The organism is Pseudarthrobacter sp. TE3704, assembly GCF_056279405.1.
This window is the reverse complement of record NZ_JBWCCJ010000002.1, coordinates 68,587-91,391: the sequence shown is the minus strand read 5'-3', so window position 1 is coordinate 91,391 and position 22,805 is coordinate 68,587. Positions and strand designations below refer to the sequence as shown.

The 22,805-nt window shown below is 65.3% G+C and carries 21 protein-coding genes; 9 read left to right on the top strand and 12 right to left on the bottom strand.

The window, feature by feature from the left end; all coding sequences use genetic code 11:
- Positions 1-100 precede the first annotated feature (100 nt).
- From ACZ9BC_RS04380 to ACZ9BC_RS04370, 3 genes are all read right to left on the bottom strand, one after another.
- A complete protein-coding gene (locus ACZ9BC_RS04380; protein WP_476244922.1) occupies positions 101-1,684 on the bottom strand; it encodes an esterase/lipase family protein in 1,584 nt (527 codons plus the stop codon).
- 399 nt (positions 1,685-2,083) lie between these two features.
- A complete protein-coding gene (locus ACZ9BC_RS04375; protein WP_476244921.1) occupies positions 2,084-2,872 on the bottom strand; it encodes an AfsR/SARP family transcriptional regulator in 789 nt (262 codons plus the stop codon).
- A 198-nt stretch (positions 2,873-3,070) separates the two neighbouring features.
- Positions 3,071-3,910 carry a CAP domain-containing protein gene (locus ACZ9BC_RS04370; RefSeq protein WP_476244920.1) on the bottom strand — a complete coding sequence of 280 codons (840 nt, stop codon included), beginning with the start codon at positions 3,908-3,910 and terminating at the stop codon, positions 3,071-3,073.
- Between the two features lie 156 nt (positions 3,911-4,066).
- Between ACZ9BC_RS04370 and ACZ9BC_RS04365 the strand changes: the two genes are divergently transcribed.
- Positions 4,067-4,558 (top strand): hypothetical protein, encoded by a 492-nt coding sequence (locus tag ACZ9BC_RS04365; protein ID WP_476244919.1) that lies wholly within the window; start codon positions 4,067-4,069, stop codon positions 4,556-4,558.
- Positions 4,559-4,703: 145 nt separating this feature from the next.
- Positions 4,704-5,300 (top strand): dihydrofolate reductase family protein, encoded by a 597-nt coding sequence (locus ACZ9BC_RS04360; RefSeq protein ID WP_476244918.1) that lies wholly within the window; start codon positions 4,704-4,706, stop codon positions 5,298-5,300.
- A 7-nt stretch (positions 5,301-5,307) separates the two neighbouring features.
- Here the strand turns inward: ACZ9BC_RS04360 and ACZ9BC_RS04355 are convergent, their stop codons facing one another.
- The 7 genes from ACZ9BC_RS04355 to ACZ9BC_RS04325 form a co-directional block, all read right to left on the bottom strand.
- Positions 5,308-5,628 (bottom strand): hypothetical protein, encoded by a 321-nt coding sequence (locus tag ACZ9BC_RS04355; protein ID WP_217700308.1) that lies wholly within the window; start codon positions 5,626-5,628, stop codon positions 5,308-5,310.
- Positions 5,574-7,406 (bottom strand): polysaccharide deacetylase family protein, encoded by a 1,833-nt coding sequence (locus ACZ9BC_RS04350; protein ID WP_476244917.1) that lies wholly within the window; start codon positions 7,404-7,406, stop codon positions 5,574-5,576. Before ACZ9BC_RS04350 ends, ACZ9BC_RS04355 begins: the two co-directional genes overlap by 55 nt.
- Positions 7,407-7,465: 59 nt before the next feature.
- On the bottom strand, positions 7,466-7,960 hold the full coding sequence (locus tag ACZ9BC_RS04345) for a hypothetical protein (protein WP_476244916.1): 495 nt from the start codon (positions 7,958-7,960) through the stop codon (positions 7,466-7,468).
- Between the two features lie 137 nt (positions 7,961-8,097).
- Positions 8,098-9,552, bottom strand: coding sequence for an ABC transporter ATP-binding protein (locus ACZ9BC_RS04340; RefSeq protein WP_476244915.1), 1,455 nt, complete (start codon positions 9,550-9,552; stop codon positions 8,098-8,100).
- Positions 9,549-10,406: an ABC transporter permease gene (locus ACZ9BC_RS04335; protein ID WP_476244914.1), complete on the bottom strand. Its 858-nt coding sequence runs from the start codon at positions 10,404-10,406 to the stop codon at positions 9,549-9,551. Before ACZ9BC_RS04335 ends, ACZ9BC_RS04340 begins: the two co-directional genes overlap by 4 nt.
- Positions 10,403-11,416, bottom strand: a complete 1,014-nt coding sequence (locus ACZ9BC_RS04330) for an ABC transporter permease (protein WP_476244913.1) — start codon at positions 11,414-11,416, stop codon at positions 10,403-10,405. Before ACZ9BC_RS04330 ends, ACZ9BC_RS04335 begins: the two co-directional genes overlap by 4 nt.
- Positions 11,417-11,428: 12 nt before the next feature.
- A complete protein-coding gene (locus ACZ9BC_RS04325) occupies positions 11,429-12,979 on the bottom strand; it encodes an ABC transporter substrate-binding protein (protein WP_476244912.1) in 1,551 nt (516 codons plus the stop codon).
- A gap of 149 nt (positions 12,980-13,128) precedes the next feature.
- On the opposite strand from ACZ9BC_RS04325, the gene ACZ9BC_RS04320 reads away from it, so the two are divergent.
- Together ACZ9BC_RS04320 and ACZ9BC_RS04315 are read left to right on the top strand one after the other, a co-directional pair.
- Complete coding sequence (locus ACZ9BC_RS04320) at positions 13,129-13,698, top strand: hypothetical protein (protein ID WP_476245390.1); 570 nt, start codon at positions 13,129-13,131, stop codon at positions 13,696-13,698.
- A gap of 232 nt (positions 13,699-13,930) precedes the next feature.
- A complete protein-coding gene (locus ACZ9BC_RS04315) occupies positions 13,931-14,524 on the top strand; it encodes a hypothetical protein (protein ID WP_476244911.1) in 594 nt (197 codons plus the stop codon).
- A 61-nt stretch (positions 14,525-14,585) separates the two neighbouring features.
- Here ACZ9BC_RS04315 and ACZ9BC_RS04310 read toward each other — a convergent pair whose 3' ends face one another.
- Positions 14,586-15,347, bottom strand: coding sequence for a VldE C-terminal domain-containing protein (locus ACZ9BC_RS04310; protein ID WP_476244910.1), 762 nt, complete (start codon positions 15,345-15,347; stop codon positions 14,586-14,588).
- A gap of 201 nt (positions 15,348-15,548) precedes the next feature.
- Between ACZ9BC_RS04310 and ACZ9BC_RS04305 the strand changes: the two genes are divergently transcribed.
- Positions 15,549-15,893, top strand: a complete 345-nt coding sequence (locus ACZ9BC_RS04305) for an NAD(P)H-binding protein (protein WP_476245389.1) — start codon at positions 15,549-15,551, stop codon at positions 15,891-15,893.
- Positions 15,894-16,009: 116 nt separating this feature from the next.
- On the opposite strand, the gene ACZ9BC_RS04300 is transcribed toward ACZ9BC_RS04305, so the two are convergent.
- Entirely contained in the window at positions 16,010-18,619 is a 2,610-nt protein-coding gene (locus ACZ9BC_RS04300) for a hypothetical protein (protein ID WP_476244909.1), read from the bottom strand.
- A gap of 156 nt (positions 18,620-18,775) precedes the next feature.
- Between ACZ9BC_RS04300 and ACZ9BC_RS04295 the strand changes: the two genes are divergently transcribed.
- The 4 genes from ACZ9BC_RS04295 (at position 18,776) to ACZ9BC_RS04280 (ending at position 22,799) form a co-directional block, all read left to right on the top strand.
- A complete protein-coding gene (locus tag ACZ9BC_RS04295) occupies positions 18,776-19,156 on the top strand; it encodes a RidA family protein (protein WP_476244908.1) in 381 nt (126 codons plus the stop codon).
- An 85-nt stretch (positions 19,157-19,241) separates the two neighbouring features.
- Complete coding sequence (locus ACZ9BC_RS04290; protein ID WP_476244907.1) at positions 19,242-20,285, top strand: LacI family DNA-binding transcriptional regulator; 1,044 nt, start codon at positions 19,242-19,244, stop codon at positions 20,283-20,285.
- 127 nt (positions 20,286-20,412) lie between these two features.
- Positions 20,413-21,873: an extracellular solute-binding protein gene (locus ACZ9BC_RS04285; protein WP_476244906.1), complete on the top strand. Its 1,461-nt coding sequence runs from the start codon at positions 20,413-20,415 to the stop codon at positions 21,871-21,873.
- A complete protein-coding gene (locus ACZ9BC_RS04280; RefSeq protein ID WP_476244905.1) occupies positions 21,870-22,799 on the top strand; it encodes a carbohydrate ABC transporter permease in 930 nt (309 codons plus the stop codon). The genes ACZ9BC_RS04285 and ACZ9BC_RS04280 overlap by 4 nt, the downstream gene beginning before the upstream one ends.
- The last annotated feature ends 6 nt before the right edge of the window (positions 22,800-22,805 follow it).

The window sequence follows — 22,805 nt, the reverse complement described above, 5'->3', positions numbered from 1 at the left end:
CTTCTTCCGCCTGGCTCAACCGGCATAGTGGACTGGACTGGTAGGCAGCGAGTCTAGGCCGCCGCACGTTACGTCACCGTTACGGGTTCCCTTCCCGCTGCTACAGCGGCAGCGCCCGCGGTGTCACGGTGATCTGAAGGCCGGCGTTGTCCCCGAGAAGGGGCTTCATCAGGTCCGGAACGTCAATCCGGCCGCTCCACCTGTTGGCGGTCCTGTCCCGGTCCACCAGGCGGTCCTTGTCCTCCGGGTCCCAGTCCCGTAACGCCGTGGGGATGGTGCTGTTCCAGGCGGCCCAGCCCCTTGGCAGCGGTTGTCCGGGGGACGGGGGCTGGATGTCCACCACCAGCGTGTCCTGCCAGTCTTCCGTCTGTTCCATGTGGTCATCGAAGAAAAACCGGCCTTGTTTTTCGACCATGGACAACAGCCGCAGCCGCAGCGCGTGCCGGAGCCTGGGCACCATCTTTCCGCCCACCAAGGGCCGGGGTGCCTGTGAGGAGAGGAACGTGGTGAGGAGGGGCTGCGGCGAATCGATGGGGTTCCCTTCCCTCCAGCGCTCAATCTGGATGGGGCAAAAATGGGCGGCAGTCTGCTCATGGACCAGGACGGGCAGCCCGCGGATGGCCAACGCAACGTCCAGCTGGAATTCCACCTCGTCCGGGGCATTCCTTCCGACGGTGAACCCAACCAGCTCAATCTGGACTTTCAGGTCGCCGAAGAGGAAGCGCTGCAGGTTCTGGTACCCCTCTTCGGAGTTGACGATCCCGTACCGGCCGCTGTGGGCCCGGTGGACGATGGCGAGCGGAGCGCCACGGACCGCGGCGTTGTCGATCTGGACCAATCCGTCGCTGCGTGCACCCACTGCCTTGGAGGACAAGCCCAGTGCAACGTCATAGTCCTCAGGATTTGAGCCCACCAGGCAGAAGAGCTCATCTACCGGGAAACTGCCGGCCGGAATCTCCGTTCCCTTGAAGCCGTCGCGCTTCAGGACAGGCCGCCGGGCCGTAGGAGTGAGGTAGTCATACATGCGGTCGGGGCCGAAGATGTCGGCACCGTGGATTCCTGTTGCATCCCGGATGCGCTCCAGCAGGCCGAATCCGATGGCGAAGCTGATTCCGCCGTGCGGTGTGGCGTAGGTAAAGACCCTGGCCACGTACCTGGTTCCGGCGGCGGGGTCGATGTTTCCGTCCGCGCCGGCGGATTCTTCCGGGATCACGCGCTGGAGGAGAGAGCGGCAGATCAGCCCGCCCATGGAGTGCGCCACCAGGAAGACCTTCGGAGCCCCCGTCCTGTCAAGGACCAGCTTGATCAGCTTGAACAGGTCCCGTGCGGCCGTTTCGAACGAAAAGCTGTCCGGTTCCTCCGCTAAGGTGTCGGCGGAGTTGTCGTAGAAGCGGTAGATCCATATGGACGCAGGACTGACCGTACCGGTTTCCACGCCCTGGAGGAATGCCCATTGGTCCCCATGCACCGGGACCTCGTACTTGTGGTCCGTGATGAGGCGCAGCATGGGCGATTCGAACTGGTGGAACTGCGCCCGGCCGCGGCTGTCCGAGCGGACATGGACTGATCCCTGGCTGAAGCCGTAGAACGGGTCGTCCACCGCACTGTTGATGGCGCTGCCGTTTCCGGCGAAGCCGCGCACATAGATGATGGGCAGCCTGCCGTCGCCGCCTGGATTGCCCATTGCGCTGACCCTCTTCCGGAAGCCTGTGTCCCTCCCCCGTGGGCATGTACCTTGTGGGGACAGCTGATCAGACAGCCCGTTACGACGGCGTTACTGTCCCCCGTGCACGCCGTCCGTTAGGGCGCGGGGCTGGTCATGCAGGAGTAACGCCGTGCCGGGTCTACTTGGATAACGCTGGGCTTGGCTGAAAGCGGGAAAACCATGCGGATGAACGACGTCGGGCCGGCACCTGGCGAGGGCCACAACGGGACGTCTGCGGTTCCCGACGCCAGCACGCTGGTGATCCGGGCGTGGCATGAAGATGGGGCGCAGCCACCCAGGTTCCGGGCCAGGATCACCTACGGCCCGGGCCGCGGCGAGGAGCGCATCACGGTTTCCGCTGCCGACCGGGATAAAGTGCTACACGTTGTGCAGCACTGGCTGCTGACCCAATCCGATGTCCAGCGCAGGAACTAGCGGCACGTCCGCGCGGGGGGCCGGCGGCCTGGCTGTCTGGCCAATCAGCTGCCTCAAACCCTCGGAGGGTGGGACACCCATGTCCTTCAGCAGTTGCTCCTGGTATTTGTCGTAGGCGAGCAGGGCGGAGGCCAGGTTCCCCTGTGCCAGTTCTGACGCAACAAGCACCCGGACGGCGCTTTCATAGAGAGGTTCGATTTCCAGGGCGGCCAACGCCGCTTCCGCAGCGTCCTCGTGGTCCCCGCGGGCAGCAGACTCCCGTGCCGCCAGCGTGAAGGCGCGGAGCTGGTCGTGCCGCAGCCGGCTCTGCTCGAAGATCACCCAGTCCTCGTACCAGCCGGGCAGGAATTCCGCGTCGCGCAGGTTCCGCAACAGGGTCCACGTGCTGCCGGTACTCGAAAGGGCGGCCTCTTTCAGCAGGGCGCGAACCGAGTACAGGTCCACAGCAACCCGGCTGTTGAGGCTGAGCAGGGCTCCGTCCTTGACGAGCAGGCCCGGCACCTGCCGTGTCATCAGATGGACGGCCACCCGGAGGCTTTCCAGTGCCTTGGCATCCGGATACTCCGGCCAGAGCATGCCGGCAAGGTAGTTACGGAGGCTGGGACCACGGACCGCCAGTGCCGCAATAAGCCGCTGTTGCCGGGCGGCAACATGGACCAGCGCCCCATCACGGCGCAGTTGCCAGGACCGCAGGAGGTCCAGTTCCAAAGTTCCATAGTCATCGTTGCCCATGGCGGCCTGATTTCAGCAGGGATTACTACACCGAATATGTAAGTCTGAGGATCCTCACGTTGCACTGGAAAGTCAACGAACAAATCCCCCTTCTTCTTTAGGGAGAGGCGTCTCTCAGACAGCCGCACGGCAAACTGTCTCGGCAGCTGCGCGGGACAAGGAACGACGGCGGCCGGGCCGCCGTCGTTCCTTGTTTAACTATGCGTAGGTGGCGAAGTTTTGCGTGGCCACCAGCTGGGCCCCGTAAGGCGAACCGGCGGAGAGCCGGGCAGAGCCGAACCCGAAGTCGGTCAGGGCAGCGTTGAGCATATTGGCGTTGTGGCCGGGTGAGGCCTTCCAGGCAGCGAAGAGCGCATCGGCGTCGGCGTTCACGGCAATGTTTTCGGCGGTGCGGCTCCAGCCGGACGGGATCTGGGCGGCCGCGTCGGGGTTGTGCCGGAAACCGGCGCTGCCCTGGGTGTTGATGTCATTCATCATGGTGTTCGACCAGTTTTGGGCAACCGCTTCGAGGCCGCTGTTGTAGCGCAACGGGGCAAGGCCGTTTGCGGCCCGGTATTCATTGATGAGCTGGAAGGATCGCTGGGCGACGGCGTTGGACGGCGTGCCGGTGGCGGACGGCGCCACCGGAGGAGCAGGTGCGGGAGCCGGTGCCGGTGCGGGAGCCGGTGCCGGTGCTGCGGCAACCGGAACCTCAGCGGGAGCCGGTGCCGGTGCTGCGGCAACCGGAACCTCGGCAGGAGCCGGAGCGGGCGCTGCGGCAACCGGAGCCTCAGCAGGAACTGCGGGAGCTTCCGCCGGCGGCGTCGTCGCCGGCGCGGCAGCGGGGCTCGATGTGGCCGGAACCGGTGCGGGCGTCCGCGTTGCGGGAGCTGAGGCAGTCGTCGAAGGAGCCGGCGATTGGGCACCGGCGGTGATCCAGTTCCACCACCCAAAGGGCCACGAAGCGGCGCCTGCAGGAGCGGAACCGGCGGTCAGCAGGCCGCCGGCCAGGACGAGGGTGATCAGGAGGGCAGCGAGGTGTTTCTTGTCTTTTCGCATCCGAAGAACAGTACCCAGTGCCCGTTGCCCGCCGCACATCGGGTTACGCCCCTCTGCAAGGCCCAGATTCGTTTCCTGTTCGGGAGTCTCTTGACAGGCCACCGAGCCCAGGACTCTCATTCGAGGACCTACGTATACAAGAAAGGGGTGCTGACCATGCCTGACATCCAGGTTCCCCCGGGAAAGCAGTCCCGGCTGAGGACGGGAGCGGCCCTCATGACACTGGCCGGTTTGGCATTCGTGGGGTACGCCGCGGTCTTCTTTGTGCTCAATTTCACAGGCGCATTCCTGGAGCTGGGCATAGGACCCGACCAAGTGGACAAGGGAAAAACGGAGATTGAGGCGTTCAGCCCGCAGCTGTACCACTACATCAGCCATCTCCACATCACGATCAGCGGCTTCATCGCGGCCGCCGGGCTCGCCGTCGCGGGTCTGTCCTGGTACGGCGTACGCCGTGGAGAACGGTGGGCCTTCACCACAGCCGTTATCGTCCCGGTCGTCGGACTCGCCGTGGCCCTCCCCGCCCACTACCCCTGGGGACTGGCAACCCTTGGCCACCTCGGACCGGTCTACGTGGCCGCGCTCATTTTCCTGGCCGGGGCGGTGGCGGCGTACAGCGGACTGCGCAGCCCCTCGATGCCACACTGACATCATGCCCACTTTGCCGATGCCCATGGCGGTCGCGGCGGCCGGACCTCCGCACAATCCCACGCGCCTTCCAGTCGCCGGCGGGTCCCGCTAGCATTGGCGGTGCCCGGCGTTCCTAATGTCCCTTGCACTGGAGAAGGAAGCCATGAACAGCGTTACGTGTGACCTCACCGTTTCCCTCGACGGATTCGTCGCCGGTCCGCATCAAAGCCTGGCCGAGCCATTGGGCGAGGGCGGCGAGGACCTGCACCGCTGGATGTTCGAAGAACCGGAGGCGAACGCGGCGGCGATCGAGGGCATCCTCCGGGCAGGCGCCTTCATCATGGGCCGGAACATGTTCGCTGGCCCCGGCCCGGGGCCCTGGCCGGAAGACTGGCGCGGCTGGTGGGGTGAGGATCCGCCGTACCACGCACCGGTGTTTGTCCTTACGCATCATCCGCGCCCTCCCCTTGAGATGCAGGGCGGCACGACATTCAACTTCGTGGCCGATGGGATTGAGGCAGCATTGGCCCGGGCGCGGGAAGCTGCGGCCGGCAAGGACGTCGCGATTGCCGGGGGCGCCAAAACGGTGCAGCAATATCTCTCGGCGGGGCTGATCGACGAACTGCGGCTCCACACCTCACCGCTCATCCTCGGAGGGGGCGAGCGTCTGATGGATGGCGTCCGAAACGTCAGGCTTGAACCGACGGAAGTCAGCGGCACCAGCCTGGTGACGCATGTTCGCTACCGGTTGGTCCGCTAGGCGGCCCCTACTCTTGGGATTGTCCGGTGGGGACGCGCAGGCTGCCGTACCTCTCCATCCGGTGCCACCGCAGGTGCACGCCGGCCACGGCGGTGACAACGGCCTGAATGACGACGAGATACATGAGCTGCCGGTAAACGAACTGCTGAAGCGGAAGCGTCCACAGCGGGCGGAGGCGCTCATTGTCGAGCCGGAACGCGTAGGCGGCCATGAGGAATTGGACAGCCAGGAAGACAAACCACAGCGCCACGATCCGGAGTGGATCGAGGAAGATCAGGCCGTAGACAGCGAAGATATCGACGACCGGCGCGAACAGCGGAAGCAGCACCTGGAGGACGAGCAGGTAGCCGAGGCCGCGCCGCCCCAGCTTGCCGGCTGCCCCTCCCTGCACCACCGCGCCGCGGTGCTTCCACATTGCCTGCAGCGTTCCATAGCACCAGCGGTACCGCTGTTTCCAAAGCGCCGAGAGGCTCGCCGGCGCTTCGGTCCAGGCCCTTGCGTCGTCCTTGAAACAACGCGCCAGCCGTCCCGGCACAGTGACATGGTCAGGTCCGTGTCTTCCGCGAGTGTGTCATCGCTGACTCCACCGACGCGGAGGAGGGCATCGCGGCGGAAGGCCCCGATGGCGCCGGGGACAGTGGGCATGCATTCCGCGACGTCGAACAGCCTGCGGTCCAGGTTGAAGCCCACGACATACTCGATGTGCTGCCAGGCGCCGAGGATGCCACCGCGGTTGGCGACCTTGGTGTTGCCCGAGATGGCACCCACCCGCGGGTCGGCGAAGGGCTGGATCAGGGCATGGACTGTGTCCGGTTCGAAGACGGTGTCGCCGTCCACCATCACCACAAGGTTGTGGGTGGCGGCCTGCAGCCCGGCGTTAAGCGCGGACGGTTTGCCTCCGTTCTCCTTCCGGATCACCGTGACGCCGGGCAGTCCGAGCGCGTCCACGATGTCGGCGGTCCCGTCGGTGGATCCGTCATCGACGACGATGATCTCCACCGGGTGGGTGGAGGCCACGATGGACCGGACCGCCGCTTCGATGCCGGCCGACTCGTTGTACGCCGGCACGATCACTGTGACCGCGCCTGTAACCTCCGGCCGGACCAGCACGTCCACCCGGCGGCGGCCGCGGCCGGCCGTTGAGATGCGGCGTGCGGCACGGCTGTGCCGCGCGGCGAAGAAGACCACGAGGACGGCACGGATGAACGTCACGGCACCGGCTGCAACGAGCGCCCACGAGATGGCCGTGACAACGAAGCCGCTGAGGCGGATGCCCCACGCCAGGGCCGTCCCGCTGGCCTGTTCCATAGCGGTTGCCGGCCGCATGGTGTCGACGCCGATCGCATCACCAACGGTGGTGACCCGGAAATCTTTGTCGGCGAAGTGTGCAAGGGCGGAGTCCAGGGCGGCCACTGTCTGCTCCCGGTCTCCTCCGCCGTCGTGCATCAGGACCACCTGCCCCTGCGGCCCGGAAGGAGCCAGAGTGCGTTCAATCTCCGCGGCGCCCGGCAGCCGCCAGTCCCCGCTGTCCAGGCTGCTCAACACGGTGAGGTACCCCTCGTCCGCCGATGCCTGCATCGCGGACCAGGTACCGCCGGCCACGGCACCGTTTCCGGAGCTGTACGGGGGACGCAGCAGGGACGCCGCTTGGCCGGTGATGCCCATGATCGCGTCCTGGGCACCCTGGAGTTCAAGCTGGCGGCGCCACTCGTCGGCGGTGCCAAGGTCGGCATGGGTGAGCGTATGGACGCCGATTTCGTGGCCTTCGGCCATGATGCGCCGCACAATATCTGGGTTCTCGATCGCGGCCGAACCGACGACGAAGAACGTCGCATGTACCTGGTGCTTGCGAAGGACGTCGAGGATTTGTGGTGTCCAGACGGGGTCCGGGCCGTCGTCGAAGGTCAGGGCGACCGTTCGGTCCGGTGGCGTCACTGTGCGGACAGCCCCGTTACGGGCGTCGACCACGGGACCGCCCTGCGACACGGCGTTCGGGACGCTGCCCGAGGGTCCATTCGCAGGAGCTGAGTCGTAGCCGACTCCGGCGAGGTGGTGCATGTATCCCTGCACCACGAGGGCAATACCCAGGGCAAACAGGACCGCCATGAGGACGAACCAATGAGCCCTTACGTTGACAGGAACAGCGCCCTTGTTCCGGCGCACACTCACGGGCGTGGCGGGGCGGACGGCCGGGTTGCCTGGCCCGGGGCGGACCCGCTCATGCCGGGCGCCGCCGGCTCCGCAGCAGGCGCTGGAGCTTCAACACGCGGCACAGCCTGAACCGGCGGGCTGTTGACCGGCGGTGCCACGGGCGCGGCCGGGGGTGCAGCCACCGCGGCCTGGGCGGCGGGCAGGGCTGGCGGCCCTGCCGCCGGGGCTTCCACGGCCGGGAGGCCAGCCGCACTGGAAGCGGGCGCCGACGGCACCGGCTGCGGAGCAGGGGCCTCGGCGGCGGCCGGAAGGGGCAGGTAGGGCGCGGAGACATTGGATCCGCTGATGAACGCCACTAAAAGGAGCAGGACGTAGGCCGCCACAAGCCCCAGGGCTCCGAGGCCGATCAGCTTGACCCGCCTCAGCCGCCGGCCGGACGCGTCGACGAACACGGGTCCACGCGGCGACCCGGCGTGGGGCTGACTGGACGTTTCGTCAAGGGCTATCATCGGGGATCAACCTTAGAGGATCCCCAAAGCGAACCCCAAACACCGTTACTGGCATACGCAGGAATCGAGGATAGGGGTGATGCATTCCGCGTGCTCGCCCTGGTTAACGCCTGACCCTCAGCCCTCCGCCACCCGCATTAGCCTCCTGCGAACTGAACGTCGGGCACCGGCACCGGCAACGGCGAAGCCGCCCCCAACCCAACACTCCGGTCGGTCACTGCGGCGGCAAGGCCGTCGTCGTGCGTTACCAGAACCAGCGCGCAGTCCAGCCGGTCCACCTGCTCCATAAGGCAGCGCATCGTTTCTTCCTGCGTGATGAGGTCCAGGCGGGATGTCGGCTCATCGGCGAAGACCAGGGCGGGCTCAAGGAGCATCGACCGGATGATGGCAATCCGCTGCAGCTCCCCGCCGGAAATCTGCCCCGGCCTGCGGTGCAGAAGTTCGGGGGCAAGCCGCAGCGAGCCCATGAGCTCCTCAATGCGGGAGCGGTCCAGGCCGTGGCGGCCGACCACGTCCCCCAGCGCGTCCTTCAGCTGAACACGCGGTGGAAATGCCAGGGCCGGGTCCTGGTACAGCTTTTGGAGCCGGCCCCGTTTGAGGACGTCCGCATGCCGCACCGTCCCTGTGTCGGGCCGAAGGAGGCGCAGCAGTACATTCCCAAGGGTGGTCTTCCCGCTTCCGCTCGGACCGCTTAACGCAATCCGCTCCCCTGCCCTGACCTCCAGGGAGAGATCGCTGAACAGTTGCTGGCTGCCGAAGGACTTGCTGAGGCCCTCTCCCGAGACCAGAGCGGCGCCTGTCCGGTCCGCCAGATCCAACGGGCTCCTCATCCACGGGTGCCTCCAGTGGGAGGGTTCGGCAGCCAGGAGCCGCCGGGTGTACGGATGTTCCGGCTGTGCCAGGACCTGCCCGGCGGGCCCCTGCTCCAGAACATGGGCAGCCTTCATCACCAGGACCTTCCCGCCGAGCCCGCGGGCCAGGTCGAGGTCATGGGTAATGGTCAGCAGGACGCCGCCGCCGTCGAGGTGGCTCCGGAGCAGTTCCGCCAGTTCCGTCCTGGCGCGCTGGTCCAGGCCCTTGGAAGGCTCGTCCGCGATGAGAACAGGAGCGCCGCCGATGGTCGCCGCCGCGAACGCCACCCGCTGCGCCATGCCGCCGGACAGCGTGTGTGGAAAGGCCCGTGCAGCCTTACCCAGGCCCAGCGCGGACAGGAGGGTATCCGCAGCCCGCCGCGCGCCGCGTTTGTCCGTACTGAAGGTAAGGGCTCCTTCAGCCACCTGCTCGCCGGCCCGCATGGTGGGGTCCAGGGCCAGCACGGGTTCCTGGGGCAGAAGGGACATGGTCCGGCCCCACAGGCCGCGCCGGTTCGACTGGTCGCCGACGTCGTAGGAGCGGCCGTCCACGGTCAGGGTGCCGCGGGCTGTGAGGTTCGGTGGGAGCGTCCCCATGATGGCGTGGGCAAGCAGGGATTTGCCCGAGCCGCTCTCACCAACGATCGTCACGGGTTGCCCGCGCTCGAAGTCCAGCTGGTCGGCCTCGACCAGGACTTTGCCGCCGTGGCTTACGACGAGGTTGCTCAGGCGCAGGCTCATGCTCGGGACTCCTTGCTCCGCAGGCCCAGGAGCCCGATCAGGATAGTGGTGAGAACCAGGACCGGCGCCAGCGCCATCCAGGGTGCCTCGTGGTAATACGGGAAGGCTTCGGTGATCATCAGTCCCAGCTCGGGTGTGGGCGGCCGGACGCCGATCCCCACGAAGCCGAGCGTGGACAGCGCAAGGATGGAGGAGCCGACGCCGAAGGTCGCCATGGTGGTCAGCAGCGGCCGCAGTTCAGGGAAGAGGTGCCGGCGCACGATGTGTGCGGGTCCGAGCCGGAGCAGGCCTGCGGCCTCCACCGCCGGGCCGGCCAGGACAAGGCCGCTCCGGGCGCGGACCATGCGGAAATACTCCACCCACTGCGCCAAGGCGAGTCCCAGGCAGAGCGTCCAGAGGTCACCGTTGGCGATGGCTGAGACAACGAGAACCACCAGCAGGGCCGGCAGCGCGATGAAGACTTCGGACAGGCCGTGGAGTACCGAATCGACCCAGCCGCCGCGCCATGCTGCCGCTATGCCGGCCAGGGTGCCGAAGAGCATGGCGGCGCTGACGCACAGCACCGCCATCATGAGGGAGAGCTGGGTGGCGTGGGCCAGCCGCGCGATGACGCTGCGGCCCAGGTGGTCACGGCCCAGCGGCTCGGCGGGGCTTGGTGGGTCCAGGAACGTGGACAGGTCCTGGAGTGCGTGGTCCGGCCAGGCCAGGGGCCCGCCTATGGCGAAGACGGCCAGGGCGGCCAGCAGGGCTGCGGAAATGAGTTGTGTTTTTGTCCGGTCAGCCAGCCACTGCGGCCGGTTGGCGTATTGGGCTGGCGCCGGGGAGAGTTCGTGCATGGCGGCGGTGTTGGTCACAGTACTGCCTCCTTGTGGCGGGGCCGGGGATCAACAGCTGCTGTGGCGAGGTCAACGAGCGTATTCATGGCGACCACCATGAGCGCCAGCGCCAGTGCCGTCGCCTGGATCATGGGGATGTCCCGCCAGAAGATTGCATGGACCAGGGCATGCCCCAGGCCAGGCCAGGCGAAGAGGCTTTCCACCACCACAACGCCTTCGATGAGAACCAGGACCTGCACGCCGACGTAGGCGATCAGGGTCACGCCGGTGTTCCTGCAGATGTGCCGGAGGAACACGAGCCAGCCGCCCAGCCCCTTGGTGGCAGCGAAGCGGACATAGTCTGATTGGCGGATCTGCGCCATCGCATCCCGGGTTACCCGGGCGAACAGCCCGGAGAGGCCGACGGCGAGTGTCGCCGCCGGGAGAACGATGTTGTTCGCTTCCCCATGGCCGGCGGCGGGCAGCACGCCCAGGTGGACGGAAAACAGCAGGATCAGGAGCAGCCCGAGCAGGAATGGCGGCAGGGCCCGCGCGGCGGACACCCAGACTGTGGTGAGCCGGTCCAGGAGGCCGCCCGGCCGGGCCGCTGCCAGGGCTCCCACGGTGCCCCCGGCGATCAAGGCAAGAACCAGCGCGGCAGCCGCCAGCTGCAGGCTGCTCGCGAGGTGAAGGCCAAGTTCCCCGGCCACGCTTGCCCCCGTGACCAGCGAATTACCCAGGTCGAAGGACGCCAGGCCGGCCAGCCAGTCCATGAGCTGGAGCCAGACCGGCTGGTCAAGCCCCAGTTCAGCACGGACGGTGTCGGCGGACGCAGCGGTGACCTGGTCATAGCCGTAGCGGCCGGCGGCAATCCGAAAAGCGATATCTCCTGGGAGGTTTTGGACAATGGCGAAGCAGGCGGTGGAGACGACGAGGACTACCCCGGCCGCCTGGAGGGCGCGGCGGCCCAGGACCCCTGCCGTGGTGGCCACGGCGGGAGGAACAGCGGGCCTGGATAAGGGACGGGGCTCTGCGGTGGATAAGGTCATGATGTCCCCCTCCTACTTTTTCCAGGCCAGGTCGCCCAGGCGCCATGAACGCTCCAGCGGGTCCAGCGTCACGCCGTCGACGCGGGCGCTGACCACGGCGCTCTGCCGGTACCAGGCCACCGGGATGACGGGCAACTGGGCCTGCAGGATGTCCGCGATTTTTCCGCGGGACTCCGCTGCCTTCCCGGCGTCGTTGCCGTTGGCCAGGTCGTGCAAAGCCGAGGTGAGGGCGGGGTCGTTCCAGCCCATGGAACCGTAGTCTCCGCCTTCGGGGGCGAAATCGTCGCTCAGGGTCACCAGTGCGTCGGGTACCAGTGCGTAGTTGCGGGAGTACAGCGCCAGCTCGAGGGATCCGTCCTTATGCCCGGCCGGGATTTCGCTGGAGTTGCCCACCTTCACATCCACGGCGATTCCCAGTTCTTTCAGCTTGGCCTGGATCGCCGTGGCGAGGATGGGAAGTTCCGGGCGGTCAGGGAAGGTCCGCAGGGTGACTGTAAATTTCCTGCCGTCTCGTTCCAGGATGCCGTCGCTGCCGGGGACCCAGCCGGCGTCGGCCAGGAGTTTCCGGGCGGCGGCCGGATCGTGCTCCAGGGGCTTGGCCGATGCCTGGTGCCAGTCCGGCAGGGATGGCGGGAAGAGCTGGGTGGCCGCCATCTCCGGATCACGCAACAATGCCGTTGCCATCGATTCGCGGTCCAGTGCCAAGCTGAGGGCGCGGCGCACCTGGACGTCGCCGAGGATTTTGTGGCCGGAGTTGGCCTTCAGCAGGATGCTCCTGGGCAGGGTCACGGCGGCGATATCCAGCTTGCCTGCCTGCCTGATCTTCTGAAGGCTGGTGGGGTCCATGCCGAAGGTAACGTCCGCCTGGCCGCTTTCGGCCATCAAAGCCCGGCTTTCGGCCCTCCCGACGGCCTGATAAGTAACCTCGGAGATGTCCGGCTTCTCGCCATGCCACTGCTCGAAGGCCGCAAGTTCAACCTTGGCCGGCGGCACGATGTGCGACACCTGGTATGGCCCTGAGCCCACCACTTTGGTGACTGCCTGATCGGGACCGTAGGAACTGGGGGCGAGGATTTGGGTGCTCGTGTGGGCCAGTACCGCCGGCAAGGGTGCAAACGGCTCCGCCAGGTCCACGCGGACAGCATTGCCCTCTGCCGAGATCGCCTTGAGGGGAACCGTTGCCAGCGGGGTGCCGGCCTTGCCCTGTGCCGTGGTCAGCGCGGCCGCTGCCACCTCGGCATTGACAGCCGTGCCGTCATGGAAGAGGGCATCCGGACGGAGCGCGAAGGTCCAGGACAGCCCGTCTGCGGAGGCGCTCCAGCTTTCGGCCAGTCCGGGCTGGAGGACGCCCTGGACGTCCGCGTCCACCAGGGTTTCTGCCACCTGCAGCCGGGTGAAGAAGCCGCCGGCCGTGGAGGGGTCAAGGCTGTGGAACTCAAACTGCCCCACCACCCTCAGCGGCTGCGTAGTTTCCGGGGCGTCGTTGCCGCCAGCGGCACACCCCGCAATCATCAACAGTGCGACGGTGGACGCGCCAGCCACCCTCATCTTTTGCCAACCCATTTGTTCTTTCCTTCTGATCGCCAAGCGTTAGTAGTCCGACCCAACACCCTAGATGCAAATCATTATCATTAGCAATTTCGTCGCGTACTTCACTGGTCATGCTTGTGGTTGTTTTGGACGGCCGGGTTGCCCACCATTGAAGGGTGGAAATGAAGGACAGGCTGCGCCGGCTCGCGTTTGCCATGTGCCTGCTGATCCCGATCAGCGGAACGGCGGGATGCGCCTATGAATACTCCGAGCCGGTGCACACACCGGTACCCGCCTACGAACAGGGGCCTACGCCAACAGCCGGCCCAACGCCAATGGCAGGGGCCCCGAAACCTTACAACGATCGGCGGATCCTCGAACTTGAGGCCGTGAACTACGCTCAGCTGGACCGGCTCCTGGGGGAATTGCCGGAGCCAGTCCTCCTTTCCGAGGTTGGGCCACTGGACGGACCGGTCAGGGGGTTCGGCAAAACTGAGAGGGTACCGGCGGCCGGGCGGTACACCGTCACCGCAGCCTGTGTTGGTGCTTCCGGAGCGGAAATATCCGTCGGACAGGAGCACCCCGGCGCGCCTTTCCGGCCATTAGTGCTCGCACTGGACTGTGCCGGGAGCACGTCGCACGTCCTTGAACTTCAGCAGGGGTACGTTTTCGCGCATCTGACCCTGCCCAGCCCGGGCGATACGCCGTGGACGGGAGCGGTTGGCGGTGTCCGCGTGAGCCGCATGGGCTGATCCCCGGCACTTACCGGTCGTTTTTCGCTAGGGTGAAGACTATGTGAGCAACAGAGGCCGGTGGTTCACCGGTACCTGGGATTGCATCGTGCTGGGGGCGCGCCGCCTCCGCGCGCCCTCCGGCCCATTGGACAATCTTGAACAAGCTCCTTCACCACACTCATTGCGGTTATCGCGCTTCTCTACTGTTCCTTCGCTTCGCCGTTATTGGCTCCACGGGGATCCCTCAAACATGAGAACCAAGGCCGAGAGGCAGTTGCGCAAGGCTGAGAGGCAGAGGCGCACTGAGGAGTACGTCAAGAAGCATGTGCCGAAGTACCGGTACGGGACTGGAGGGTGGAGTAAGGAGTACGTGGTCTACGCCTACACAGAGGAAGAATGGGGCCTCGGAGGGCACAATGCCACAGAATCCTCCAACATGGCCAACAGCGTTATCGGCCAGAGTTTGGTCGCCCTGATCATGACGGTCCCTGCCATCCTGGCCCCATTTGGAATTCCCTTCGGGATCCTCACGATCATCATGTCCTTTCCCGATCCGGGTGACATGGGCATGGGCGTGGTGGTGACGCTGTTCTTCGCATTCCTGACCCTCATATGTACCGGCGGCTGGTTGGCCAGCACCGCAATACTCCGGAAGGAATGGCGGGCACGCAAGCTCCGGAAACCCAAGGGGCTGCCAAAGCCCATGTACGAGGTCACAGATGACAAGGCCCGTCGGTGGTTTGAGAAGAATCCAGGAATCCTTGACATCACCAGGGAGAACTTCCCCTACAGCACCTACCCTTTTCCAGGAGAACCTGGCTTCGTTGCACCGAAAGAGGACTGACAGCGCCCTACCCGGCGTTCCGTGTTGTTTAGTCGCTGGATGAGTTCGGCGTTGACGTCAGTCAGCCTCCGCGCAGCACGTCTACGTGTACGTGGTCGAGGTGGCGCAGGATCTCGTTGCGGGGCTCAGGTGCGTCGTAAGAGTGCCATTGCCCGCTCGAGCTGTGTACGCTCCAGAACCGGTCGTCGAAGATCACGTACTGGATGTCCAGGTCCTCGGCATGGGCGACGAGCCAGTGGGCGAGTATCCATCCCTGACGCCGGTTCTCTTCGGCCACGGGGCGGAGGAAGATGTCGATCGCCCGGCCGTCGTAGTGCGTGGAGTCCGCTCCGTGCCCCTGGCCGACGCCGCCCGGGGCGAACCCGCCCAGGCTTTGGTCGCCAAACACTTCGGTCATGGCCTCGCGCACATGTTCGGCGCGGGGTGTCAGGCCGGCGGCACCCAACTGCTGTTCCTGCAGGTCCCCGGCGGCGGAACCCCGGCAGGCCAGTGAAGGACCAGCGTCTTCAGCTGGCCCCTCGGCCAGCCGCTGCAACACCCCATCATCGATGCCGGAGGTGTCCGGTGCTTCCATCCCGCGGGCCAGGAGAGCGACGGCGGTCGTTGCCAGCTGCGCCTCGTCGCGGTCGAGCCCGACCTCCCCCTCCGAGGTTGCGACCGTACAGTCCGGGGGCAACAGCACCGGGGTGATCCCGGTGCGGAAGCCACTGAGCAAGCCGGGTCCGAAGAGCACCAGCATTGCTGCGAGCACCCCGACCAGCAGCAGGCCTAAGAGCAACCGAAGCGGGCGGCGCCGGGTCCCCTGCCTCCCGTCGTTGGTCAACACGACAGCAAACACGCGGGCCGCACGGGCACGGTGTGGGTGCCGGCAGCGGCCAGCTCAGGGACCAGCGCTGATCCGTAGATTCCGGGGCCGATCACCCCAGTTCCGTTTCCGATGATGTGTCCTTCTCGTTGCGCAGCAGTAGTCCAGTCATAGCATCTTGTCCTGTCTGTTCTCTGAGCTGATGACCGCCATCGGGCCATCACACGGGCGGAGTACTACGACTGGAAACGCCGCAGCGAACGCCTCATCCGCGCCAGCGGTAAGCCCTACACAATCGTGCGGCCCGGCTGGTTCGATTACAACGACAGCACCAGCTCCAGATCACTCATCGACAGTCTGACATGTGCGGAGGCTGCCCACACCACGATCGAACTCGTCGCAGAACTCGGACCAGAGCAGCCCTTCCTCGATCCTCTGTTCGCGCGCCTTGACCGCGATCCCAGCGGCGGCATCGATGGAGTCCGGGACCAGCAAAATCTTCCTTTGGCTGCAGAACCCGCGTCCGTCGTCGTCGGCCTTGAAGCCGCTGCCGACGGCACCTAACTCTCGTGCTGCCCCCGGCGAGGAATTCCGCCGCGCCATTGCGGTAAGAGTCCTTAGGGGTGCGGCAGACAATGCGACCCGAGCCGCTGACAGCCGGCACCCTCTATGGGCCCTGCCTATGAATCCTTGGTGGAGGTCGCCGTCGGGTCCGGGCTGTCTACTTCAGGAGTCGGGATTGCCGTCGGAGCAGGGCTGCTCACTTCAGGAGTAGGAGTTGCCGTTGGAGCAGGGCCGGTTTCCGTCATCGGAGCTTGAGTGCCGGCAGTTGCAGTGGGGCTAGCTGCTTCTGGGGCCACCGTGGCAGCTGGTGCCGGCACCCCATATTCGACCTTCGTGGTGCCGTCCTTGGTCACCGTGATCCGCCCGCCCTGGTAGTCCTGAACGGTGCTGCCATCGGCGGTGACGTAATTGTCCGTGGTCGGGTAGCCGAGCTTTCCGTGTTCGAACCCGGTAGCGGCCCACGCTTCGCGGGTCTTTCCGACGGAGACACGAACGCCGACGACGGGATTGGAGATCAACGCGCCCCACTGGAAGTTCTGGTACGAGCCGCCGTCCTTCAGACCGTTGACCCTGCCCGAGGTGGGGAAGCCGAGGATGCCCCCTCCGTCGACGTCGTTGTACTTCTTCGTGTAGTCGGCAAGAAGGGCATGCCCTGCTGTGGAGGGAGACCAGAAAATGATGCCACCCTGGTAGGTCTGGTACACGCCGCTGTTCATACCGAGTGCGTTTGACGTCGGGTAGCCCAATGCACCGTTTTCAAACCCGTGTTGGGCCCAGACGTCCCTGAGGGGTCCAAAGGAAATGTGGGCGCCCGACGCCGGGGACCACATGATGACGCCCTGTTCAAAGCCCTGCCAGGCGCCGCCATCCTTACCAGGGTTGGCCCCGGTGGTTGCAGTGCCAAGCCACGTGTTGGCCTTGTATTCGTCAGCGGTGGCTCCCGTAACCGGGAAAACGCCCCAGCGGCCAGCCGTGATCACGCCGCCCTGGTAGTCCTGGGCCACCCCGCCCGGGACCGGATATTCGTCGGTTGTGAGGTAGCCCATCCTGCCGTTCTCGAAGCCAAGCGAAGCCCAGATGGTGCGGATAGCTCCTATGGAAAGGTGAGTACCATGGGCAGGCGTATGAAGGATGGATCCGCCCTGATAGTTCTGGAATGAGCCGCCTTCCTTCAGGCCAGTGACAACGTCAGTGGCCGGGTAGCCCATACGGCCATTTTCGAAGCCTGTGGATGCCCACTTGTCACGGATGACGCCTGTGCTGATGGCGGCGCCTGACGCGGGAGAGAACATGATCGCCCCGCCCTCGAAACCCTGCCATGATCCGCCGTCCTTGATTCCTTGCACTTCGTCAGTGGTCGGGTAGCCCAGCGGGCCGTTCTCGGATCCCTGCGCCCGCCACTTGCCGTTGATCCCATGTGTGATCGCGTGCGTTCCCGTTGCCGGTGAGGAAAAGATTCCGCCGTGCTGGTACGCCTGGTAGGAGCCGCCGTTCCTCAGGCCGGTGATGACGTCGCTGATTGGGTAGCCAAGGACCCCGCTCTCAAATCCGGTGTCGGCCCACTTGTCGCGGATCGGGCCAAACGAGGACAGCCGCGCGCCGGATGCGGGCGAGTACATGATGACGCCGCCCTGGTACACCTGATACACGCCGCCGCCCTTGAGCCCGCCCACTTCATCAGTGATGGGGTATCCGAGGGGACCATTCTCGAAGCCGGTGGAAGCCCACTTGTCGCGGGTTGCTCCCCAGGAGAACCGTGCGCCGGTTGCAGGTGACCAGATAATCGCACCGCCCTGGAAATTCTGGAAGGCACCCCCATCCTTCAGTCCGCCTGTTTCGCTGGACGTGGGACTTCCGAGCCTGCCCGCCGGTCCACCCGACTGAGCGTATTTCTCCGTGACGGCGCCGAACGGATCACTGGAGTGGGGTGTGAAGACGTCGTCCACCGCACCCATAATGATGCGGTCTCCGGGGCGGTTGCTGCGAAGGAAACGGTTCACCACTTCGAGACTGGTGGAGATGCAGCCGGCGGAGGTGGTGCGGCCGGCGTGCAGGAAGATCGCGTAGGAGGCGCCCTGGGTTACCGGCATGTCAGGCTGGCGGTTGTAGTTGATGACCGCGGCCTGCTCGTAGTAGCCCTGGTTCATGTAGGTGTAGAGGTTCTCGTCTGAGGGACCGCCGCGGCCTTCAAAGTACTGGTTGTAGGTGGGCCCGTATTCGCCGCCCCAGCGGGAGTTCGAGTTGACGGTGTGATAGGCGAGCGCGGTTCCGGGGTTGGAACGGCCGAGGGCTTCGGTCACACTGTAGGACCCGGAGGGAGACTTGTAGGTGTCCTCCCAGGTGAGGCCGGGAGGGGCGAAGCCCTTCAGTCCGGCGTAGCCCCAGTCCTGCCATTCCTGGATATATTGGTTGCCGGAGCGTACGCATCCGGTGATGGTGACCCTGTTCGATTCGCGGCTCTCTGCGGTTGCAAACGTCACCCGGTTGGCGCCGAAGCTTGAGTATTTGACCTGACCGGCGGACAGACGCTGGCAAGGGTTGTAGACCTGAGATGCAGCTTGTGCGCTGCTGATACCGGCAAAGGCACTTCCCATAACGGCGATCACTGCCAGGGCAAGTGAAAAGGGCCTGGTTTTCTCGGCCATGGTTCTGCTTTCGTTGGGCGGTGATGGTGCCATGGATGTGGAGCCGGACATGACACTGCCCACCCCCGCTTCAGTAAACATGCCCAGCCCTCTGCAGTGGTGGAACCGCGCCGGGACGCGACCCGCGTTTCCGCAGGCCAAGCCCGGCGGATACTGAGGAGGGCAAGGGGTTGCGGTATCCAGCGATGACTGCCATTCTGCTTCCAGCATCCACCGGGCTCCGGGAAAGGATCGGCCATGCCGAGGGAGATCGTCAGGTCGGACAAGGCACCTGGTTCACCGTTTTTCAGCCAGGGCGTCAAAGCGAAACCATTCGTTTTTGTCTCCGGGACGGTTGGCGCCGATCCGGTCAGCGGCCAGCTTGCGGGCAACAGCATCCAGGACCAGACACGCCAGGCTCTTGCAAACTGCGAGGCCATCCTTGAAGCAGCGGGGGCAGGGCTGGGAGACGTCGTTGAGGTCGGCGTGCTGCTCAGTGCTCCCTCGGACTTCGCGGGATTGAATGAGGAGTATGCGCGGTGGTTCCCGCATGACCCTCCGACGCGCTACGTCGCCAAGCTCGGCGTCGATCTTCCGGGAGTACTCGTTTCGATCCGTATGACTGCCTTCATCGGCTGAGAACCCGCGGCTGAGTCCCATGGCCACCTCGCCGCCCGGACCTCACACGAGTTAGGTATGCTGAATCCAAAGCGAGGAGATCGGCATGGTGAAACGAAAAGCTACCGCACTGGATGTGGCACGACGGGCAGGCGTGTCCCGCAGTGCAGTATCACTGGTGCTCAACGGCAGGGCAAACGGCAACGTCACTGCAGAACGCCAGGAGCGCATCCTCCGTGCCGCGGCGGAGCTTGATTACACGCCCAACTCCGTTGCCCTCAGCCTGCGCAACCAGCAGACATCAACGATCGGCATCATTACGGATGACATCGTCACCAGCCCTTTCGCCGGCCGGCTGATCAGCGGCGCCTCACGCACGGCCCTGGCCCGCGGGTACATGGTCCTGGTGGTCGATTCAGAACACGACACGTCCCGCGAGAGCGCGGCGGCACAGCAACTCGTGCATCGGCAGGTAGACGGGATCATGTACGCCACCGGCAGCCTGCGTGAAATTACTGCCCCGCCGGCAATGCTCACCTTGCCCGCCATTTTGGCCAATTGCACCCATGCCGGTTCCCAACTCCAGTCGGTCATACCGGCAGAGGTCGACGGCGGGCGCGCCGCGGCACAGCTGCTCATTGACCTGGGCCACCGCCGCATCACCCTGTTGGCCGGAACCCTCAGCTCACCTGCCGCACCGCAACGCGAACAGGGATACCGGGAGGCCATGGAAGAGGCGGGGCTGGGCAGTGAACAGCAGCACGTCCATATGACCGGATGGGACATCGATGAAGGCTACCGGGCCGCTTCCGCTGTGCTGGGCGGTAGAGACCGGCCGACGGCGATCATCTGCTCCAACGACAGGGTGGCCACCGGTGTCTTGCTGTACGCCGCTGCCGCAGGACTGCGCGTACCGCAGGATCTCTCCGTGGTGGGCTACGACGACCAGCAGAACCTTGCCGCCAACCTTGTTCCCGCCCTGACCACCGTGGCACTTCCGCACGCCGAAATCGGAGCAACGGCCATGTCCATGCTGCTGGATGCGGTGGAAGGACAAACCCCGGCAGCGGGGAACCCGGAAGCAGGAACCCTCTACATGCCCTGCCGGATCATCCCGCGGGCTTCAACCGCAGCGGTCCCGGCCGGCTGACCAGCGGACCTTCAGCCGCTGCGGTTTCTAAACCTCAGAGCAGGGCCTGACGAACAATTGCACCACTACTTGACACGTGTTAGGTCGCGAATCTACTCTGCTTAACACGTGTTAGGAGGAGCCGACAATGACGTCTGAAAAGACACCGGGGCAACCAGCCCCCTCGCATGCGCCGCGGTCCGGCCGCGGAATTTCGCAACTCACGCGGCGTTCCATGCTGGGCCTTACGGGACTTGCTGTGGCGGGAGCCACCTTGGGAGCCTGGCCTCGACTGACAGGCACAGATATTCCGGGCCGCGGCAGCAAGGCCCTAAACATCGCCATCCTCGGAACGGCAGCGGATGCGGCGGCCCGGCAGGGCCTGGTTCACGCCTTCACCGCCGCCCACCCTGATATTCCGGTCCAGGTGCAGGCCATCCAGGGCGCCGACTGGAAAGACTTCTTTTCCAAAATCCTCACCATGGTGGCCGCCGGAACACCGCCGGACGTCGTCTACGTGGCCACCGAGGGCGCCCAGCTGTTCGCCGACAAGCTCGCCGAGCCGCTGGATGACTATGTCCGCCGGGACGCTGCCGACATGAGTGACTACTTCGATGACGTTCATCCGAGCCTGCTGGAAGCCTTTATGTACCAAGGCAGTCTGTACCAGCTTCCGCTGGACTGGAACGCGGCGAACATGTACCTGAACACCACCACCTTCGCCCAGGCCGGGCTCGAGCGCCCCAAGGACGACTGGACGCAGGACGACTTCAGCGCCACCCTCCGAGCCCTGCGGAAAGCCCGCCCGGCCGACTTCACCCCGTACTACTGGACCAACCGGCTTTTCGGCGGGGTTGTGCCGTGGCTCTACGCCAACGACACCAGCTTCCTCACCGAAACCAAGGCTTCCGGCGGGGATTGGATGTGGGACCGTTTTTACCCGAACGACCCCGCCCGCGCCACACGTGGCGGCGGCTATCAATGGCTTGCCCCCAACGCGGAAGACGGGCGGGTTATCGAGACCTTCGACTACCTGCGCGAACTCGTTGCCGAAGGACTTGGCGTCCGTCCTGAAGCAGGCGGCGGCAACGCCCTGGTGGGCTTGTTCGGCAACAACCGCATCGGCACCACGCCGGCCGGCGGTTACTGGGCGCAGGGCCTGCACGACGCCGGCATGACCGCCGACCAGTTCGATGTGCAGTTCTTCCCCCGCTGGCGGACGCAGCGGCACCAGTTCGGCGCAGCCGGCTACGCCATCATGCGCACGGCGAAGGACAAGGATGCAGCCTGGGAATGGGTAAAGTTCTGCTCCAGCCGGGAAGCGATGCAAATGGCCATTTCCAAACCGAACACCACTCCGACCCGCCGTTCAATGGTCAACGAGTCCTTTTACGCGGCCACCGGGCCCCGGCATTGGAAAGTGTTCTACGACACCCTCGACCGGTTCCCCACCTCCGGCCCCATCCCCGCGCCGCCCCAGCAGGCCGCCGTCGAAACTGCCCTCATGAAAAATGTTTCCACCGCTGTCAGCGGCAGCTCCGCTGATGTGCGGGCCGCGATGGGCACCCTGCAGCGTGATCTCGAACTGGCTCTGAGGAGGAACCCATGACCACCACTTCCACCGCCTCACGCCAGACCGCAAAACCGCCGGCCGCGCGCCGCTCGTTCGTCGAGCGATGGCTGGCCATGATTTTCCTGGCCCCCACGCTGCTGGGAATGGCCCTGTTCACCTTCCTGCCGATCATCGGCTCGCTGGTCCTGGCCTTTTTCCGCTGGGACATCATTTCGGCACCACAGTTCGTCGGTTTCGCCAACTTCGCCTCGCTGGCAGAGGACCCCACCGTCCGCGTGTCCTTCCTGAACACCATCCTGTTCGTCATCGTCGCGGTGATCCTCCAACTCGGCATCGCCCTTGGCCTGGCTTCCATGCTGCAGGGCAGGATGCCGTCCTGGCTGAGGGTGTTCCTCCGTTCCACCTTCTTCTTTCCCCTGGTCCTCTCCGCCGCGTCGGTGTCCATCTTCATGCGGTACATGTTTAACGAACAGTTCGGCGTGGTGAACTGGCTCCTGTCCCTGATCGGTATTCCCGCAGTGCCATGGCTGACCAGTCCCGTGGCATCGGCGGCCGTGGTGGTTCTGGTCTACGTGTGGCAGAACTTCGGGTTCTCCTTTCTGCTCTTTCTCGGCGCCCTGACCAACATTCCCAAGGAACTGCACGAGGCAGCGAACCTGGACGGCGCCACAGGCTGGAAACAGTTCAGCAATGTAACCCTTCCCCTGATCAGTCCAACGGTGCTCGTCGCCTCCGTCATGGCCATCATCAGTGCCCTGCAGGTCTTCGACCAGCCCTACGTCCTGACCAACGGCGGTCCCGGTGATTCCACCCGCACTGCCGTCATGGTGATCTTTGAATCCGCCTTCCAGCAACTGGAGTTCGGCGAAGCCTCCGCCATCGGCCTGGTCCTCACCGTGCTGATCCTTGCCGTCACCGCCCTGCAGTTCCGCCTCAGCCGCCGCTTCGTCTTCTACCAGTGAGGTCCC

Bases quoted from the DNA above. Each gene is read 5' to 3' on its own strand.
- ACZ9BC_RS04360 (WP_476244918.1), top strand. From the start codon at position 4,704: ATGAACAGCGTTACGTGTGACCTCACCGTTTCCCTCGACGGATTCGTC.
- ACZ9BC_RS04375 (WP_476244921.1), bottom strand. From the start codon at position 2,872: ATGGGCAACGATGACTATGGAACTTTGGAACTGGACCTCCTGCGGTCC.
- ACZ9BC_RS04365 (WP_476244919.1), top strand. From the start codon at position 4,067: ATGCCTGACATCCAGGTTCCCCCGGGAAAGCAGTCCCGGCTGAGGACG.
- ACZ9BC_RS04340 (WP_476244915.1), bottom strand. From the start codon at position 9,552: ATGAGCCTGCGCCTGAGCAACCTCGTCGTAAGCCACGGCGGCAAAGTC.
- ACZ9BC_RS04290 (WP_476244907.1), top strand. From the start codon at position 19,242: ATGGTGAAACGAAAAGCTACCGCACTGGATGTGGCACGACGGGCAGGC.
- ACZ9BC_RS04370 (WP_476244920.1), bottom strand. From the start codon at position 3,910: ATGCGAAAAGACAAGAAACACCTCGCTGCCCTCCTGATCACCCTCGTC.
- ACZ9BC_RS04350 (WP_476244917.1), bottom strand. From the start codon at position 7,406: ATGGCGGTCCTGTTTGCCCTGGGTATTGCCCTCGTGGTGCAGGGATAC.
- ACZ9BC_RS04300 (WP_476244909.1), bottom strand. From the start codon at position 18,619: ATGTTTACTGAAGCGGGGGTGGGCAGTGTCATGTCCGGCTCCACATCC.
- ACZ9BC_RS04325 (WP_476244912.1), bottom strand. From the start codon at position 12,979: ATGGGTTGGCAAAAGATGAGGGTGGCTGGCGCGTCCACCGTCGCACTG.
- ACZ9BC_RS04280 (WP_476244905.1), top strand. From the start codon at position 21,870: ATGACCACCACTTCCACCGCCTCACGCCAGACCGCAAAACCGCCGGCC.
- ACZ9BC_RS04315 (WP_476244911.1), top strand. From the start codon at position 13,931: ATGAGAACCAAGGCCGAGAGGCAGTTGCGCAAGGCTGAGAGGCAGAGG.
- ACZ9BC_RS04320 (WP_476245390.1), top strand. From the start codon at position 13,129: ATGAAGGACAGGCTGCGCCGGCTCGCGTTTGCCATGTGCCTGCTGATC.
- ACZ9BC_RS04295 (WP_476244908.1), top strand. From the start codon at position 18,776: ATGCCGAGGGAGATCGTCAGGTCGGACAAGGCACCTGGTTCACCGTTT.
- ACZ9BC_RS04380 (WP_476244922.1), bottom strand. From the start codon at position 1,684: ATGGGCAATCCAGGCGGCGACGGCAGGCTGCCCATCATCTATGTGCGC.
- ACZ9BC_RS04345 (WP_476244916.1), bottom strand. From the start codon at position 7,960: ATGATAGCCCTTGACGAAACGTCCAGTCAGCCCCACGCCGGGTCGCCG.
- ACZ9BC_RS04285 (WP_476244906.1), top strand. From the start codon at position 20,413: ATGACGTCTGAAAAGACACCGGGGCAACCAGCCCCCTCGCATGCGCCG.
- ACZ9BC_RS04330 (WP_476244913.1), bottom strand. From the start codon at position 11,416: ATGACCTTATCCACCGCAGAGCCCCGTCCCTTATCCAGGCCCGCTGTT.